Consider the following 18,071-nt stretch of genomic DNA (forward strand, 5'->3'; position numbering starts at 1 on the left):
GTATGCCCTTATTAAGTAATATACTGTCTTCACTTTCGAACTTGGCCTTCTCCAAATACAAAGTATTTATATGATGTTAGTGCTTGTAATCCCATTGGCCCACGAGCATGGAGCTTTTGAGTACTAATACCGATTTCAGCACCAAAACCAAATTCAAAACCATCAGTAAAACGCGTTGAAGCATTATGATACACAGTAGAGCAATCTACTAAGTTCATGAATACTCTTGCACGCATCGGTTCATCTGTTACGATAGCCTCAGAGTGATGTGTGGAATAACAATTAACATGATTGATAGCTTCTTCAAGATTTTCAACAATACGTACATTTAAGTCCATATCGTTATATTCGGTATGGAAGGAATCCTCTGTTAAAGGAATTGTATTCTCCATATATTGAGCTACATCTGTATCACCGTGAATGCGAACGCCATATTCTTGTAGAGCCATATCAAGACGTGGTAAAAATTCACCGGCTACCGCTTGGTGTACTAGCAATGTTTCCATAGAGTTACATACAGACGGACGTTGTACCTTTGCATTAATTGCAATTTCTAATGCCATATCGAGATTAGCATATTCATCTATATATGTATGACATACACCACTACCAGTTTCAATAACAGGAATACTACTTTCCTCTACAACACGACGAATGAGTCCAGCTCCACCACGAGGAATGATGACATCAATATATTCACGTTGGTGTAATAATACACCAACCATATCCCGATCTAGAACTTCAACAAGTTGAATAGCATCTGGCGTAATTCCTAAAGATTCTAAGGTATTGCGCATAATAGTTACGATAATTTGGTTGGTATGGAAGGCCTCCTTACCACCTCGCAATATCGTAGCATTTGCAGTTTTTAAACAGAGGACCCCTGCATCAATTGTTACATTTGGACGAGCCTCAAAAATAATACCAATGACACCAAAAGGTACCGCTCTTTTTTCAATAGTCAAACCGTTAGGTCGTGTAATTGTTTCTATAACCGAACCTACTGGACTTTCAAGAGCAGCTACTTGACGAACACCTTCAGCCATTTGAGAAATACGGCTAGGTGTCAATGTTAATCGATCTATCATGGTTTGAGGCACATTATAATCGCCAGATTTATCTAAGTCTAACTTATTAGCGGCCATAATTTCATCGGTTTGTGCTTCTACAGCATCAGCGATTGCTAATAATGCAGAATCTAATGTACCTTGATCAATTTGAGCTAATTCAAAGGATGCCGCTTTAGCTCTTTGACCCATATCTTTACAAATTTCTTCATACTGGTTCATAGTATATCCTCAATGTAATAAAACTAGATTATTACGATGTACTGCTTCATCATAGGTTGTATTAATACCTAAAATTTGAGCTATATCATTTGTATTATGACCTTTTATGGCCTTCATATCTTCGATGCCATAGTTGATAAGTCCACGGCCAATTTCTTTACCATCATGATAAATAGAAATTGTATCACCAGGTCCAAATGACCCATCTACATCAATAATACCAGCTGGTAAAATGCTCGCCCCTTTATCTAATACAGCACGTGCACAACCATCATCAATAGTGATTGACCCTTTCAATCGTTTACCAAAGGCAAGCCAATGATGTTTTCCTGATAGCCCAGCATCATGCGCTTCAAAGAGAGTACCAATTTGTTCACCCTTACATACACGACGAACAGAATCTTCCAATTCACCAGATGTGATTACCATAGGTACGCCAGAGTTTGTAGCCATATGAGCCGCTTTAATTTTAGTATACATACCACCAGTGCCCATGTTAGAACCAGCACCACCTGCAATAGCATAGGTTTCATCAGTAATTTCAGAAACTGTATCTATCAAAGTCGCCTCTGGATGAGTTGCTGGATTAGCTGTATATAAACCTTCAATGTCAGACAAAATGATAAGTAAATCAGCATCTACAATGCCTGCCACAGTAGCAGATAGAGTATCATTATCGCCAATTTTAAACTCTTCAATGGCAACCACGTCATTCTCATTAATAATAGGAATAACATTAAGTTGCAATAACGTATGTAATGTATTACGCAAATTAAGATAACTATGACGCCCAGTACTATCTTCTTTTGTTAAAAGGATTTGACCTACTGTACGACCATATTCACGAAACATACGCTCATACATATGAATGAGAATACCTTGTCCTACTGCTGCTGCAGCTTGTTTTAAGACAAGGTCTCTAGGTTTTTCCTTAAATCCTAAAGGGGCCAGTCCAGCGCCGGTGGCCCCTGAAGAAACAAGGATAACCTCTTTACCTTGGTTAGCCAAATCAGATAATTGACGAACTAATCGTTCAATGCGCTCTAAGTTTAAATGACCATTAGCATAACAAAGCGTACTACTGCCTACTTTAACTACTATTTTTTTTGCGTTGATGATAGTACTGCGCATAGAATAACCTCCTAGGGCTAACAGGTTATGAAGACCCCCATACAATACATGTTAGTAATATGACGATTTATTTAGGTAGAATAATTTTTGGTTCTTTTTTAGCTTTATATAAAACACCGTTAAAACCAATGACTTGTACTAATTCAGCACCAAGCATATCAGCTAACTCTTGGAAAATCGTCTTATCTTCAGGGCTATTATTGTTGTGTAGTTTAACCTTGATTAACTCACGAGCCATTAATGCTGCACGAGCACTATCAATAACACTATTTTCTAAACCATTTTTACCAATTTGAACTACTGGTGGCATTGTTGCTGCCAAAGAACGTAAATACCGTTTTTGTTTTCCTGTCATTATTACTCCTACTCTTGGAATGTAAAGCGTTGATCGCCAATCACAACTTCATCACCGTCTTTACAACCTTTTTCTTTCAATTTAGCATCGAGCTCCATAAAACGCCAAATGCGTTGGAATCTGCGAAGAGATTGATCATCACTTAAGTTTGTCATTGCCACTAAGCGTTCAATACGTTTACCTGTAATATAGAATGCAGCATCATCACCACGTGTAATAACGAATTCCACATCAGGTTTTGCTTCGTATACTACTGTATCATCAGTTGCTTCCGGTTCTGGTTCATAATTTTCTACATAGTAGTAAGCTCGTTCCATAAGCTCTGGTAAACCTTCACCACTTAATGCATTGATAAGGAATACTTCATATCCTTTATCTTCAAAATATTTTTTTGTATCAGGAATTGTTGTATCATCAAAGACCATATCAATCTTATTGAGTGCAACAATTTGTTTTTTATTGGCTAATTTTTCAGAATATTTACGAAGTTCTTCATTAATAGCATCAAAATCAACCTTTGGATCGCGCCCCTCCATACCAGATACATCAAGGACGTGAATTAAAATATTAGTCCGTTCTACATGACGCAAGAAGTTATGCCCTAGGCCAACACCTTCGCTAGCCCCTTCAATAAGGCCTGGAATATCGGCTAATACAAAACTGCGATCTCCAGAGATTGTTACTACCCCAAGTACAGGTGTCAATGTAGTAAAGTGGTAAGCAGCTACCTCTGGTTGAGCTTTAGAAACCTTACGTAAAATACTAGACTTACCAACAGATGGATAGCCTAATAAACCAACATCTGCCAATACTTTAAGCTCTAGTTGCAACCAGAACTCTTCACCAGGTTCACCCTTTTCTGCGAATGTAGGTGCACGGTTAGCACTTGTTTGGAAGCGTGCATTACCACGGCCACCACGACCACCTTTAGCAATAACAAACGTATCACCATCGTTAACGAGGTCACAGAAAATTTTACCTGTTTCTTCTTCTTTAATTACAGTCCCCAATGGAACCGGGATAATCAGTGGCTCAGAACCGCGACCATGCTTGTTGGAGCTTTCACCATTACCACCAGCAGGTGCTTTAAACTGACGTTTATATCTAAAGTCTACAAGAGTATTAATATTCTTATCCGCTTTAAATATAACGTCTGCCCCTTTACCACCATCGCCGCCACTAGGGCCGCCATTTGGCACGTATTTCTCACGGCGGAAGCTAGACATGCCGTCCCCACCGTCACCGGCCTTAACAAAGACACGCGCTCTATCTATAAACATACTTTAACTCCTATGCATTATTGCTGTAATAACTCTAATGCCTTTTTAATTTGAATATCATCTAATGTACTAGATGGATTTACACCTTTTGGTAAATCCAGTTCTACATCAGGTTTAATACCAATTCCGTCAATAACACGATCATTTGGTGTATGGTATTTGGCAATAGTTACCTTAACACCTTCATTATCAAGGCTAGGGTAAATAGTTTGAACTGTACCCTTACCATATGTATTAGTACCTAAAATAGTACCTAGTTTACGGTCTTGAATAGCACCAGCTATAATTTCAGATGCACTAGCAGACCCTTTGTTAACAAGAACTACTAATGGCATAGCTACTTCTGGCCCATTAGACTTATAAACCTCTTTTTTCCCAGCTCTATTTTGTACGGTTACTAATGTTCCTGGAGGCATAATATAATTAGAAATCTTTTCTGTAGTAGATAATAAACCACCAGGATTATCTCGAAGGTCTAAAATTAATTCCTTCATACCTTGAGATTGTAATTCTTTAAATTGTGTTTCGAAATCATCAGCCGTATTTTCTGCAAATTGACTAATCCTAATATATCCAACTGTACTTGTGAGCATTTTGCTTTTAACAGTAGGTAACACAATGGATTCACGAGTAATATCAAAGTGTAATTTTTCACCATTACGCTCTATATCAAGGGCCACAACGGTACCAGCCTCTCCGCGAATTCGAGAGGATGCATCTTCTACAGTAATATCACTTGTAGATTGACCATCGATAGCAATAATATGATCACCAGGTTTTATGCCCGCTTTGAAAGCTGGTTGATCTTCCATAATACTAACTGCATATAAACCTTTATCATCATGACCAAGAACCATGCCTACACCTGCATAAGTGCCAGATGTTTGCATTTTCATGGATTTAAATTCGTCAGCATCTAAATAAATACTATGGGGCTCTCCCAAAGAGCCAATTAAGCCTTTAAGCATACCATCATAAAGGGTCGCTTTAGACATCGGTGTCATAAAGACTTGACTCGCAGCATAGTAGGCTACAAATAGTCTTGGTAATCCCCAGAATGAACCAGATAAGTACCAAAACGTGAGCCACATAATAACGATGCCGGAGCCTATATATTTCAATAGACTCCATAACACCATACGTGTATCAAATTTCATATTATAAATATCCCATAGGATCAACAGGATCCCCACTTATACGAACTTCAAAATGTACATGTGGCCCAGTACTATTACCAGTGCTACCAGCATAAGCAATAACTTGGCCTTTAGATACATCTTGTCCTTCAGAGACAGCAAGTTCAGAATTATGGCCATAAAGGGTGGACATACCATTACCATGGTCGATAACTACGGCGTAACCATAGCCACCCATCCAACCAGACCAAACAACAGTACCTCCATCTGCAGCATGAACTGGTGTACCTTCATCAACACCAATATCAATGCCAGAATGGTAGATAGTTGTACCCCAAATTGGATGTGTACGATAACCATATGGTGAAGTAATTTCACCACTTACAGGCCAACCAAGTTGACCAGACCCTTGTACCCAAGAGTAGCTTGGTGCAGACTGTTGAGCCGCAGCTGCCGCCGCTGCTTCTGCCGCTGCACGAGCCGCCGCACGTTCCGCTTGACGCGCTTTTAAGAGAGCTGTAATTTGAGCGGAAGAAGCATTAAGTTCTTCCACAGCTTGCATTGCTGTAGCACGATCATTTTGTGCCTTCTGAAGAACTACTTCTCGTTCTTTTTTCTTTTGTTCAATTTCAGCTTGTTTTGCTACAGCAGCTTTTTCAAGCTCTACTAACTTAGCTCGAGATTGCTCAAGAGCCTGTTTACGTGCAGCAATTTCAGCACGTTCTTTTTTTATTTCATCGATTAACTTGATATCAGAATCAATGATGCGTTTTAAAATCTCTAATCGATTTGCAAAATCGCTAAAGTCTTTAGAGCCAATGACAACATCTAAATAACTTAGCCGTCCATTGATATAAATATCTCGTACACGCTTATAAAATACGGATTCTCGTCCTTCCAAGCGTTTTTGTGCTTCTGCGAGTAACTTTTCATTAACAGTAATATCATTTTCAACGGCTACACGTTGCTGTTGAATAGATTCTAACTGTTGTTGGGCCTGACGTAATTGCTCTTCAATTTGTCGCAACTGTTCAGATACACTTACAATGACAGTTTCTGCATCCGCTTTGATAGAATTTTGTTGATTAACTTGTTGTTGAATTGAATCTAATTGATTCGTTAAATCCTCATCTTCTGCAACGATGTATAGTGGTGTTCCCAGTACCACCATACCTGTTAAAATTGTTGCTACAAGGCGAGATTTGATTGTGTTGTATTTCATAAACATTACACCTTCATGTATTGTTTTAAAGAAATCGTACTACCAATAGCACCTACTACTATGCCACCACCTAAAATATAGATAGCCACATCATAGAAGAATGGGAACATTGGTACTAATGGGAAGAATGCTAAGGACTCAGAAACTTCCATAGTAATGAAATGGTAAAACTCACCTACACAAAGTACGGCAATTACAGCCCCCACTAAGCCCAACAACATACCTTCGATCAAGAATGGCCAACGAATAAAACCATTGGTTGCACCAACATATTTCATGATGGCAATTTCTTTACGACGGGCGAATACAGTCAAGCGAATTGTATTAGAAATGATAAATAATGTAGCTGCTGCTAAGAATGCGATTAATACAATACCACCAATTCTGATTACTTGAGTAATGCGGAATAGTTCTTCTACAATATCTTGACCATAATGTGTACTTTCAACACCTTGGAATGTAGTGGCTAATTTAGCTGTAGCCTTAACATCACTTGGGTTATCAAAGGTTAATACATAAGAGTTTGGCAATGGATTTACATCACCTAATGCATTTACTAATTGTTGTTGATCACCGAGGCGTGCTTTGAATTCCTTCATAGCTTGCTCTTTATTAACAAACTCTAAATGCTTAAGATTTGGTATAGCTTTAATTTGCTTACCTACCGCCATAATTTGGTCAGTTGTTAACCCATCTTTTAAATAAATACTCAATTGAACTTGGTTTTCTAAACTAGATGCCATGTTATTTAGATTGATAACACCGCAAAGGAATACACCAAGCATAAATAGAGATAAAGCCACTGTAGAAATAGATGCTAACGTCATAAGACCGTTACGCTTCATAGATTTGAGGGCTTCTTTAAAAAAGTATTTCAATGTTCTAGGCTTCATTAATTTCTGCACCTCTCATATTATCACTTTGAACGCGACCATCTTTAAGACGAATAACACGTTTATTTAAATACGAAACAAGATCCATATTATGGGTAACCATAATAACAGTTGTGCCAAAATTATTGATATGCTTAAACAAATCTACAATACCTTTACTTGTATCAGGATCTAGGTTACCAGTCGGCTCATCAGCAATGAGTACAGATGGACGATTTACAATAGCGCGAGCAATAGCAACACGTTGTTGTTCACCACCAGATAGATCCTCTGGTAAATCATTTGCTTTATCAGACAAGCCAACAAGCTCTAGTACATGACTCACCTTTTCCTTAATTACCTTTGGTTTTTCTTCAATTACTTCAAGAGCAAAGGCAATATTTTCTGATACCGTTTTGTTTGGTAATAAACGGAAATCTTGGAATACAACACCAAGTTTTCTACGTAATTTTGGAATTTTACTACGCTTCATACGCGTAACATCAAAATCATCAACAATGACAGTACCAGAATCAGGTACCACTTCATGAGTTAACAATTTAAATAGAGTTGATTTCCCTGCACCGCTGTGACCACAAATGAGGACAAATTCGCCCTCATTTATAGTTAAACACACATCGTCTAATGCAACAGAACCATTATCATAGACTTTACTAACATTCTTAAATTCAATCATGGGATCCCCTTTGATTATTTACGAGTGATTACACGTTTTACTGCTTCTACAATGTCTTTTGCTGTCAAACCATATTTAGCCATCAATTCTTTTGGTGTACCACTCTCCCCAAATGTATCTTGGACACCAACGAATTCCATAGGAACAGGCTTATTAGCCACAACAACTTCAGACACAGCAGAACCAAGACCACCAATGATATTATGTTCTTCTGCTGTTACAATAGCACCTGTTTCAGTAGCTGCTTTTACAATTGCCTCTGCATCGATAGGCTTAATAGAAGCCATATTGATAACCCGAGCAGACACATTAGATTCAGCTAATGTTTTAGCCGCCTCAACAGCAGGTCCAACCAAGGCACCACAAGCGATGATAGTTACATCAGAACCGTCTACTAATGTAGTAGATTTACCAGGTACGAATGTATAACCTTCCGCAGTTACATCATCTACACCAGCACGGCCTAAACGAACATATACAGGACCTTCATAAGATGCAGCCCATTCAACTACTGCTTCTGTTTCACGTTCATCAGCAGGTACTACTACAGTCATATTAGGTAAAGTACGCATACAAGAGATATCTTCCAAGCTTTGATGTGTAGCACCATCTTCACCTACGGTAATACCAGCATGTGTAGCACATACTTTTACATTCAATTTTGGATAACATACAGCATTCCGAATTTGTTCAAATGCACGACCTGTTGCAAACATAGCAAAGGAAGAAACAAATGGAATTTTGCCTGCTGCTGCAAGTCCGGCACCAACAGAAATCAAGTTTTGTTCTGCAATACCTACATTAAAGAATCGATCAGGGCAGACATTTTTAAATGTATCAGTTTTAGTAGATTTAGATAAATCTGCATCTAATACGATAATATTTGTATTTTCTTTACCAATGCGAGCTAACGCATTACCATATGCTTCACGTGTTGCTTTACCCATTATTGTACCCCCATAATTTCATTAACAAAGGTTTCACCTTGCTCTGCACTAGGTGCTTTACCATGCCAACCTGCTTGGCCTTCCATTTCAGCTACGCCTTTACCTTTTACAGTATGCATTACGATACAAGTTGGACCTTCTGTGAAAGCTTTAGCAGATTCAATAGCATTATGAAGTTCATCAAGATCATGACCATTGACTTCAATAACATTCCAATTGAATGCTTTAAATTTCTCAGGAATTGGCAATGGAGAAAGTACTTTAGTAATATCACCATCGATTTGAAGGCCATTAAAATCAACAAAAGCAGTCAAATTATTGAGTTTATAATGACCACCGAACATTGCTGCTTCCCATACTTGACCTTCTTCAAGCTCGCCATCACCTAAAATGGAGTAAACGCGATAATCAGCATTGTCAATTTTGCCTGCCAATGCCATACCACATGCGGCAGAAATGCCTTGGCCTAAGGAACCTGTAGACATATCTACGCCAGGAGTATGTTTCATATCAGGATGGCCTTGTAACATATGGTCAATTTTACGTAAATTCAAAAGTTCTTCTTTAGGGAAATAACCTTTTTCAGCCAATGTAGCATATAAAGCAGGAGCTGCATGACCTTTAGAAAGGACAAAACGATCTCTATTTGGAGCTTTTGGATTTGCTGGATCTACATTCATTTCTACATAGTACAACAAGGCCATCACATCAGCGATAGATAAAGAACCACCTGGGTGACCGGATTTTGCTGCCGTTACAGACTGAACAATACTAACGCGAATAGCTTTTGCCTTCTCTTGAACTAGTTGTTTAACATCTTGTGTTAATGTAGCCATAGAGACCTCACTTTCTGGATTGGATCCAATATATTAATAATCTTTAAGTAATGAAATAGCGATTTCTGCATTGCGTTGAGAGTTTAAACGCAATGCTTCAATACGATCATAAGAGGATTGATACTCTTCTCTGGAATTTAAGAGCTTATGACATCGCTGATATAGCGCCTCTTCTCTAAGATGTGTCATTGTTCCTATTGGTTCCTGACCAATCATATGTAAGAAGCTTGTAATTTTAGGATCGTAGGAAATACCAATAACAGGTTTCCCCATTAAAGAGCTAAATACTAGAGCATGAAGACGTATACCAATCATTAGATCCACATTCCCCGATAAGGATACTTGTTCCTCTGTAGAGAATGGGCCTTCAAGAACAATAGCCCCCTTTGGCATATAACTAGCGATAATTTTAGCTTCTTTTGTATCCTCTGGATGAGACATAGGAATAAAAATAATTTCTACCTCATCTTGCTCTTGTAATCGGCTCAACACATTGGCTAATGATTCACGATATTCTGTATCATCTTTCCAACTACGAACAGCAACACCAATTCGTTTTGGATTCTCTATAGATTTAGGTAGTTTAGATGTATAGCCTTCTAAAATACGTTTACCAATAGACAAATCTGCCGGTTGCATAGCCAAAACAGCATCAGCTGTAACCTCTACATCTTCAATTCCTAAGGACTCTAATTCAGATTTTGAAATAGAATCACGAACTGTAATGGTATCCACAAATCGCAATATAAAGCTAACAGCTCTTCGTGTAGAGGGACGATTTAAAGGCCCAATACCTTGAGAGTAAAGCATTACCTTTTTTCCCATCATTTTAGCTAAAGCCATAATACTTAAATAGTAATATGTATTACGAATACTTGTAGCATCTTGTAAAAGACTGCCTCCACCACTGATCACTAAATCAGAATTGGCAATTGCCTTTAAAATACCAAATGCGGAAAATGTCCCCACTGCATGAATGTTATGTTTTTTGCTTGTCTCTGTAGGATTACCAGAAATAACCGTAATATGCGCATCTGCTTCCTCTTTGCGAATGGCATCGATAATGGCACAAAGCATTGCTTCATCGCCAGCATTACCAAAACCATAATAACCAGAGATAACAATATTACTCATGGTCAACCTCCCGCGCTTGGAACCATTGTGTTACATACATCATGAAACGTACAGCAATGATAAGAAGCAAACCTAAGAGAGCACCAATTAATAAACCATCATATCCACGCATAATAGACATGAATACAGGAGTTCTAATATGACAGAATGTTTCAACCATTGAAGCTATGCCGATAACACCTGCAATAGTTAATAAGAAATGGATTACTGTAGGCCATTTACGTAAGAATGCAAACGTAGCCAACATTAATGCTGGGTGACCAATAATGAACTCTTTTTCTCTAGGTCTTGCATACAATGTATTTTCAAGGAAACGACGAAGCATAAGTTCAAATCCTGGTACAGGAACACCTGCTGTATGACCACTGCGGCCAACAAATACCCATGCCACGCCACCAAGAGCAGCCATTACAAAGAATACGTAAAATTTAACATCCATTGTTAAGAATTCAACTACAAATTTCTTTGCTTCTTCTTTAGAGTTAATCATACGACCTTTCCACAAAGGGAAACGTTGTAAGTACGCGATGATCACCAATACAATTGGAAGTACAAATGTTAACTTAACACCTCTAAAGATAGCAAATTCCATAAAGAATTTCGTATTTCCTAATAAAGATGCAATATACATACCGCCAATAGCCGCAAATAATGCAGCAATTACGAGATAAAGCACTGCTAATACGGTAGATTTAATAGCACCTAATGGACGAGCTCCATCATAACGACGCCATTCCTCCATCAAGCGAATCATGGCACCTACAGGAGCCATAATAGCACTAGATAAAGCCCAGATTTGAGTAATCAATGTACCACTTGTAATGATGAATAATACTACAGATACAAGGGAAATGCCAAAGAATGCTACCAATTGTGTATGTTTACGCATTGGAACTAACATTTGAGCAACATAAACGAATAGCGCAATAGCACCAATCATTGTGATGACTACTAATAAAGGATTTGGCGTATAAGGAGGATAAATATCAGCAGGACCGAATTCATAACCTTTAGTAGATAATTTTTCAGTGGTCATCCCAATATAGTTAATAGTTGTTTGTAATACTGTTTCATTGTTTACACCTGTTTCATACATAGGGAATAAGTTAAAACGAATATTACGTTCAATATCACTAATATAGAATCGTTGAGCTGCTTCTTCTGGAGTGATTTTCTTTAATTCATCCTTAGCAATTGTATATACACGGCCCACACTATAATTATCTTTAGCAGCCATTTCCAAGAAACCTTGTTGTGGCTCATATTGAAGTTGGTTAACGGCTTCAATACCAACTAGAGGAATATGATTCTTATGTAATAGTTCTAATGTTTCATCCGTTAAATTAGGAGCTCCTAGGGCCTCTTTACCAGCAAAGATCATGCCTGTTACATGTGGAATTCCTTCAAGACGCTTAAACACATATTGGAGGTCATCTGATGTTACATTTCTGTAGTTTGTAGGACGAACTATAACATTAAATCCACGATTAGCAACTTCTTGAGCTTGTAGCTTAGAAATACCAAGATTCATTTTTAGATAGCTATCTGCAGTAGCACCATATAATTCAAGGACTGGACCAATACTAGTATTAAGCTCTTTAACTTTATCCTTACCAATACGATGATATAAGTCTTCACGAATTTCTTTATAATAGCCTTCTTTACCTGAAATTAATGCTACATAGGTTGCACCATTTTTAACGGATGCCCCATTAATACGGACTGCATCCATCTCTTCGGAGCTTAATACCTTAACCTGACCTGCATCTTTAGCTTTTTCTAAGGTACGATCATAAATGGCAAATGCTGTTACACCTGCATTACGAAGTGCATCAAAAGCCTCTTGTTGACTGCGCTTTTCAAAGGCATTAGCTCTTAGAACAGCATCATAATCTACGATATTTTCAATATGATTTTGAGATTTTTCAATCTGATGGCGTTCAAATACCAAATATAAAGAGGATACAAGTCCCACGATAATACAGAGTATTAGAATCCAAGAGTACTTACTTTTTTGTGTATTCCGATGATTCACGATAAATCCTTTCTAGTTAAGTACAGGTTTAACTTTGATGTGAATTTCACCATTATCAACAGTTAAGCTTTCAGCTTTCACAGGAATTGGGAAGTTATTAAAGTTATAAACTTCTGTAGCCTCTAATACATTAGATGTCAAACCTGGGATAGTAGCACCATTAATGGTGAACTTTTTAGGTGCAAATAGTAAAGTATTATCCTTTAATTCTAAGTTGCCATCTAATTTAACAGAACCTTTAAATACCATACCAACATTCATGTTACCAGTTAAGCTGATGTTATCTTTATTGATGTTTACTTTTACATCTTGAATTTCACTACCAGCTTGAGTGCTTAAGAATTTAGCCAAATCTTCATTAGTTACAGTACCTTCGATACTAGAACTACCTACACTTACTACATCAATTTCTTGGCTAGCCAATAATGAAATTGGATTTACAAGAATTTGTGTTGCATCATAATTGAAGTTTGCAAAGTTTAATTTACCAAGTTTTACATCATCTAAAGAACCATATACATGATCAGCTTCACCATAGAGTAATTTAAATCCTGGTTGAGACTCAACATTTACCGTTTGAGCAGATGGTTTTAGTGAATCATTTAACTGTTTTTCAATACGGGAACTAATATAAGAAGGTAATAAAAATTGAGTTGCTGCTGCTAAAGCAATAATCAGCACTAATAGGAATAGTAAAAACTTTTTCATAAGAACTCCTAAATTGTTAAATTCGCTTCTTTTTTCAAGAAACCTTCCATAAATTGATCTAAATTACCATCCATAACGGATTGTACATTCCCTGTTTCAACCCCTGTGCGATGATCCTTAACGAGATTATATGGGTGGAATACATACGACCGAATTTGACTACCCCATTCAATCGCTTGATAGGTACCACCAATTTGCTCTTTAAGTTCTGCTTGTTTTTCTAATTCTAATTCAAATAATTTGGCGCGCAATAATCGTAATGCTTGTTCCCTATTTTGCATTTGAGAACGTTGAGTTTGACACTGTACTACGATACCTGTTGGTCTATGCGTCATACGTACAGCAGAATCAGTTTTATTAATATGCTGACCACCAGCACCGCTAGCTCTATATGTATCTACTTGTACATCTTTCATATCAATATTAATTTCTACTGTATCATCAATTTCCGGCATTACATCAACAGCAGCAAAGGATGTATGACGACGTGCAGCAGCATCAAATGGTGAAATACGTACTAGACGATGTACACCTTTTTCAGATTTCAAATAACCAAAAGCATTTTCACCTTTAATTAAAAATGTAGCAGATTTTGTGCCCGCCTCATCACCTGGTTGTTCATCCATCAATTCAATAGAGAATCCTGCTTTTTCAGCCCAACGCAAGTACATGCGAATTAGCATGGAACACCAATCTTGTGCCTCTGTGCCACCTGCACCGGCATGGAATGTTAAAATCGCATTATTAGCATCATATTCACCACTAAGCAATAAAAGAACTTCTTGTTTCTCTACAGTTTCTTCTATTTGTTGAACATAATCCTTGATTTCACCTTCTAGAGAACAATCATCTTCCTCTATTGCCATCTCAAGCATTACATTAGCATCTTCAATATCACTAACAAGTTGTTTATAGCTTTCTACAGCATTTTTCAATTGTGTGGCTTCTTGAGAAATCTCACGAGCCTTGTCTGGGTCATCCCAAAATGTAGGGTCGCTCATTTGCACATCAAGTGTAAAGATTCGATCTTCTTTCTGAGCGATGTTAAAGTGAATCCCTCATTCCATAAATACGTTCTTCTAGATTAGAAATAATAGGTTTTAAATCTTCTAACAATTTATGTTCACCACCTTTAACTTATTAGCTTATTACATCGATAAACTATCACCTTAATAAAATAGAAAAATGGCCGTTGCCCAGAAGGAAATCCCATTGAGCAACGTGCCATTCACAAATCTTAATCTATGTTTTGTGGCTCCAACACATCTTCATGATGGGGTTGTGCACCTTCTAAGTGGTCAACTGGTTCTTCAATTTCTTGAATCAATTGTGCACGAATTTTGTACAACGCCATGATTGTTTCATCTTGGATAGCAGCAATCATGTTTTGGAACATATCAAAGGCTTCAAATTTATATTCCACCAATGGATTTTTTTGGCCATATGCACGAAGGCCGATACCTTCACGCAACATATCCATATTATCCAAATGTTCCATCCATTTGTTATCAACAACGCGCAACATAATAGCCTTTTCAAGTTGGCCAAACATAGCATCACCAAGCATATCAACGCGATCTTGGTACTCAGCATGAGCAATTTCAAGCAAGCGTTCTAATAATTCTTGACGACTATATTCTTCCATATCTTGAGGAGTCATAATATCTTCGGTTAAGAAATATTGACTCAAGTGCTTGTAGAGACCTTCGTAATCCCATTCTTCTGGATATAATTTTTCATCTGCATAAGCATCTACAGATTCAGTAACAAGTTTATCAATCATTTCATTGATTGTGTCACGTAAGGACTCATTACGTAAAATACGACGGCGTTGTTCGTATAATACTTCACGTTGTTGATTCATAACATCATCATACTCGAGTACATATTTACGAATATTGTAGTTATGATCTTCTACTTTCTTTTGAGCACGTTCAATAGATTTAGTAATCAAAGAATGCTCAATAGGTTCATCCTCTTCCATGCCAAGTTTATCCATGATGCCTGTAATATTGTCAGCACCAAAGATACGCATCAAATCATCTTCTAAGGATAAGAAGAATTGAGAGGAACCTGGGTCACCTTGACGACCAGCACGACCACGCAACTGATTATCGATACGGCGACTTTCATGACGTTCAGTACCTAGGATAGCTAAGCCACCTAATTCAGGTACACCTTCACCTAATGTAATATCAGTACCACGACCAGCCATGTTTGTAGCAATTGTTACCATGCCCATTTGACCAGCATTGGCAACAATTTCAGCTTCTTTTTCATGATGTTTTGCATTCAATACTTTATGTGGTACGCCTGCACGTAATAACATATCTGAAAGCTCTTCAGATTGTGTAATAGATGTAGTACCAATCAAAATAGGTTGACCAGTTTGATGTCGTTCTACAGCATTACGTACTACGGCACGATATTTAGCAGCCTTAGTTTTAAAGATTTGATCTGGCAAATCTACACGGGCTAATGGTTTATTTGGAGGAATAGGCAATACTTCCAAACCGTAAATATCGATGAATTCTTTTTCCTCAGTCTTAGCTGTACCAGTCATACCAGCAAGCTTTTTATACATACGGAAATAGTTTTGGAATGTAATAGAAGCCAATGTTTGACTTTCACGTTCAACCTTCAAGCCTTCTTTAGCTTCGATAGCTTGATGTAAGCCATCAGAATAACGACGACCAAACATCAAACGACCTGTAAATTCATCGACGATAACAACTTCACCATCTTTAACTACGTAATCAGTATCGCGATGCATCATAGCATAAGCACGTAAAGATGCACCAAGTAGATGGTTTAACTCGATGTTTTCTGCATCATACAAGTTTTCAACACCAAGCATTTTTTCGACTTTTGCGATACCAGAATCAGTAGGTGCAATAGTCTTTTGTTTTTCATCAATTGTATAATCTTCATCTTTTACAAGATGAGGAACAATTTTAGCTAACTTGTAGTAATTATCTGTGGAACGTTGACCAGGACCAGAAATAATTAATGGAGTTCTCGCTTCATCGATAAGAATAGAGTCAACTTCATCGACAATTGCGTAATTCAATGGACGTTGTACCATTTGAGATACATCAGATACCATGTTATCGCGCAAATAATCAAAACCAAACTCATTATTTGTACCATATGTAATATCACATGCATATGCTTCTTTACGTTGGTTATAATCGAGATTAGCCACAATAAGACCTGTAGAAAGGCCTAAGAAGTTATATAAACGACCCATTTGTTCACTATCGCGAGTAGCCAAATAATCATTTACTGTAACAACATGTACGCCGTTACCTGTCAATGCATTTAGATATACTGGCAATGTAGCAACTAATGTTTTACCTTCGCCAGTACGCATTTCTGCGATATTACCTCTATGAAGGCAAATACCACCGATCAACTGCACATCAAAATGACGCATGCCTAACACACGTTTAGATGCTTCGCGAACTACAGCAAATGCTTCTGGCAAAATGTCGTCTAACGTTTCCCCTTTTTGCAAACGACGTTTAAACTCATCGGTTTTTGCTACTAAGTTAGCATCACTTAATTTAACATAATTCGGTTCAATTTCATTAATATGATCAGCAATAGCACGCATTTTTTTAATTTCTTTTGCGTTATTATTGCCTAATAGCCTTTGTAAAAAGCTTAACAAACAAATCACTCCTCTATAGGACATCTTACATTATTTTATCTAATTTATTATAACGAAAATGCCTTGAATAGTCAAAGAATTCAAGGCATTTCACGATTATTTATAGCATTTTATAAAAAAGGTGGATGACTCAAAATGGTCATCCACCTTGATATAATAATCGGCTGATTTAAAAAGTAGAAAGGAGTTAGGATTATTGTCAGCCGATATTATAGGTTATTGTAATTCTGGTTCAATCAAACCATAGAATCCATCATGTCTACGATATACTACGTTCATTGCTTCTGTTTCAGCATTGAAGAACATAAAGAAGTCATGGCCAATAAGATTCATTTGTAAGATAGCTTCTTCTACATCCATAGGACGTACTGCAAAGTGTTTCCGTTTTACAACTTCGATAGTTTCCTCTTCTACAGGAGCTGCTAAAGCTTCAGGATGGAAAGCTTCTTGTTTTTTGAAGCGTTTTGCTAAACGAGTTTTATGTTTATGGATTTGACGTACGATCTTGTCTATTACTAAATCAATAGCTGCATACATATCATCGTTTGTTTCTACACCGCGAAGAACGATCTTATCAACGAAGCATGTAAGTTCAACAGTAGATTTATCTTTAACAACGGATAAAACCGCTTGTGCATCTAACTCATCATCGAAGTAACGAGTTAATTTGCTCAATCTTTTTTCGATGTATGCTCTTAGAGCATCTGTCACTTCAATGTTTTTACCTCTGATTGCTACTTTCATAAGTCAACACCC

Annotated in this window: 16 protein-coding genes; all 16 read right to left on the minus strand. The window is 37.4% G+C overall.

Annotated features, from left to right (window positions below; all coding sequences use genetic code 11):
- Window positions 1-29 precede the first annotated feature (29 nt).
- Entirely contained in the window at window positions 30-1,289 is a 1,260-nt protein-coding gene (locus ACSV5T_RS02380; RefSeq protein ID WP_438320192.1) for a glutamate-5-semialdehyde dehydrogenase, read from the minus strand.
- Between the two features lie 9 nt (window positions 1,290-1,298).
- A complete protein-coding gene (gene proB, locus ACSV5T_RS02385) occupies window positions 1,299-2,420 on the minus strand; it encodes a glutamate 5-kinase (RefSeq protein WP_438320193.1) in 1,122 nt (373 codons plus the stop codon).
- A gap of 67 nt (window positions 2,421-2,487) precedes the next feature.
- Entirely contained in the window at window positions 2,488-2,775 is a 288-nt protein-coding gene (gene yhbY, locus ACSV5T_RS02390; protein WP_438320195.1) for a ribosome assembly RNA-binding protein YhbY, read from the minus strand.
- 8 nt (window positions 2,776-2,783) lie between these two features.
- Window positions 2,784-4,055 (minus strand): GTPase ObgE, encoded by a 1,272-nt coding sequence (obgE, locus tag ACSV5T_RS02395; RefSeq protein WP_005386821.1) that lies wholly within the window; start codon window positions 4,053-4,055, stop codon window positions 2,784-2,786.
- Between the two features lie 17 nt (window positions 4,056-4,072).
- Complete coding sequence (locus tag ACSV5T_RS02400) at window positions 4,073-5,212, minus strand: S41 family peptidase (protein ID WP_438320197.1); 1,140 nt, start codon at window positions 5,210-5,212, stop codon at window positions 4,073-4,075.
- Between the two features lies 1 nt (window position 5,213).
- On the minus strand, window positions 5,214-6,419 hold the full coding sequence (locus tag ACSV5T_RS02405; RefSeq protein ID WP_374047433.1) for a murein hydrolase activator EnvC family protein: 1,206 nt from the start codon (window positions 6,417-6,419) through the stop codon (window positions 5,214-5,216).
- Complete coding sequence (gene ftsX / locus ACSV5T_RS02410; RefSeq protein ID WP_303931671.1) at window positions 6,419-7,306, minus strand: permease-like cell division protein FtsX; 888 nt, start codon at window positions 7,304-7,306, stop codon at window positions 6,419-6,421. Before ftsX ends, ACSV5T_RS02405 begins: the two co-directional genes overlap by 1 nt.
- Window positions 7,296-7,982, minus strand: a complete 687-nt coding sequence (gene ftsE, locus ACSV5T_RS02415) for a cell division ATP-binding protein FtsE (protein WP_119206734.1) — start codon at window positions 7,980-7,982, stop codon at window positions 7,296-7,298. The genes ftsX and ftsE overlap by 11 nt, the downstream gene beginning before the upstream one ends.
- 14 nt (window positions 7,983-7,996) lie before the next feature.
- Complete coding sequence (locus ACSV5T_RS02420) at window positions 7,997-8,929, minus strand: transketolase family protein (RefSeq protein ID WP_005386832.1); 933 nt, start codon at window positions 8,927-8,929, stop codon at window positions 7,997-7,999.
- Window positions 8,929-9,765 carry a transketolase gene (locus tag ACSV5T_RS02425; protein ID WP_438320200.1) on the minus strand — a complete coding sequence of 279 codons (837 nt, stop codon included), beginning with the start codon at window positions 9,763-9,765 and terminating at the stop codon, window positions 8,929-8,931. The genes ACSV5T_RS02420 and ACSV5T_RS02425 overlap by 1 nt, the downstream gene beginning before the upstream one ends.
- 33 nt (window positions 9,766-9,798) lie before the next feature.
- On the minus strand, window positions 9,799-10,899 hold the full coding sequence (csaB, locus tag ACSV5T_RS02430) for a polysaccharide pyruvyl transferase CsaB (protein ID WP_346660675.1): 1,101 nt from the start codon (window positions 10,897-10,899) through the stop codon (window positions 9,799-9,801).
- Window positions 10,892-12,934: a DUF5693 family protein gene (locus ACSV5T_RS02435; RefSeq protein ID WP_295824333.1), complete on the minus strand. Its 2,043-nt coding sequence runs from the start codon at window positions 12,932-12,934 to the stop codon at window positions 10,892-10,894. Before ACSV5T_RS02435 ends, csaB begins: the two co-directional genes overlap by 8 nt.
- Window positions 12,935-12,946: 12 nt before the next feature.
- Window positions 12,947-13,642, minus strand: coding sequence for an LmeA family phospholipid-binding protein (locus ACSV5T_RS02440; RefSeq protein ID WP_295793022.1), 696 nt, complete (start codon window positions 13,640-13,642; stop codon window positions 12,947-12,949).
- An 8-nt stretch (window positions 13,643-13,650) separates the two neighbouring features.
- A protein-coding gene (gene prfB, locus ACSV5T_RS02445; protein WP_295793020.1) for a peptide chain release factor 2 occupies window positions 13,651-14,758 on the minus strand; the annotation gives its coding sequence in 2 pieces (ribosomal slippage) (window positions 13,651-14,700 and window positions 14,702-14,758; 1,107 coding nt in all).
- 121 nt (window positions 14,759-14,879) lie between these two features.
- Window positions 14,880-17,315: a preprotein translocase subunit SecA gene (secA, locus tag ACSV5T_RS02450; RefSeq protein ID WP_126413452.1), complete on the minus strand. Its 2,436-nt coding sequence runs from the start codon at window positions 17,313-17,315 to the stop codon at window positions 14,880-14,882.
- Between the two features lie 216 nt (window positions 17,316-17,531).
- Entirely contained in the window at window positions 17,532-18,059 is a 528-nt protein-coding gene (gene hpf, locus ACSV5T_RS02455; RefSeq protein ID WP_005386845.1) for a ribosome hibernation-promoting factor, HPF/YfiA family, read from the minus strand.
- Window positions 18,060-18,071 lie beyond the last annotated feature (12 nt).

This window comes from Veillonella sp. ZSJB6 (assembly GCF_051549505.1).
Classification (GTDB): Bacteria; Bacillota; Negativicutes; order Veillonellales; family Veillonellaceae; genus Veillonella.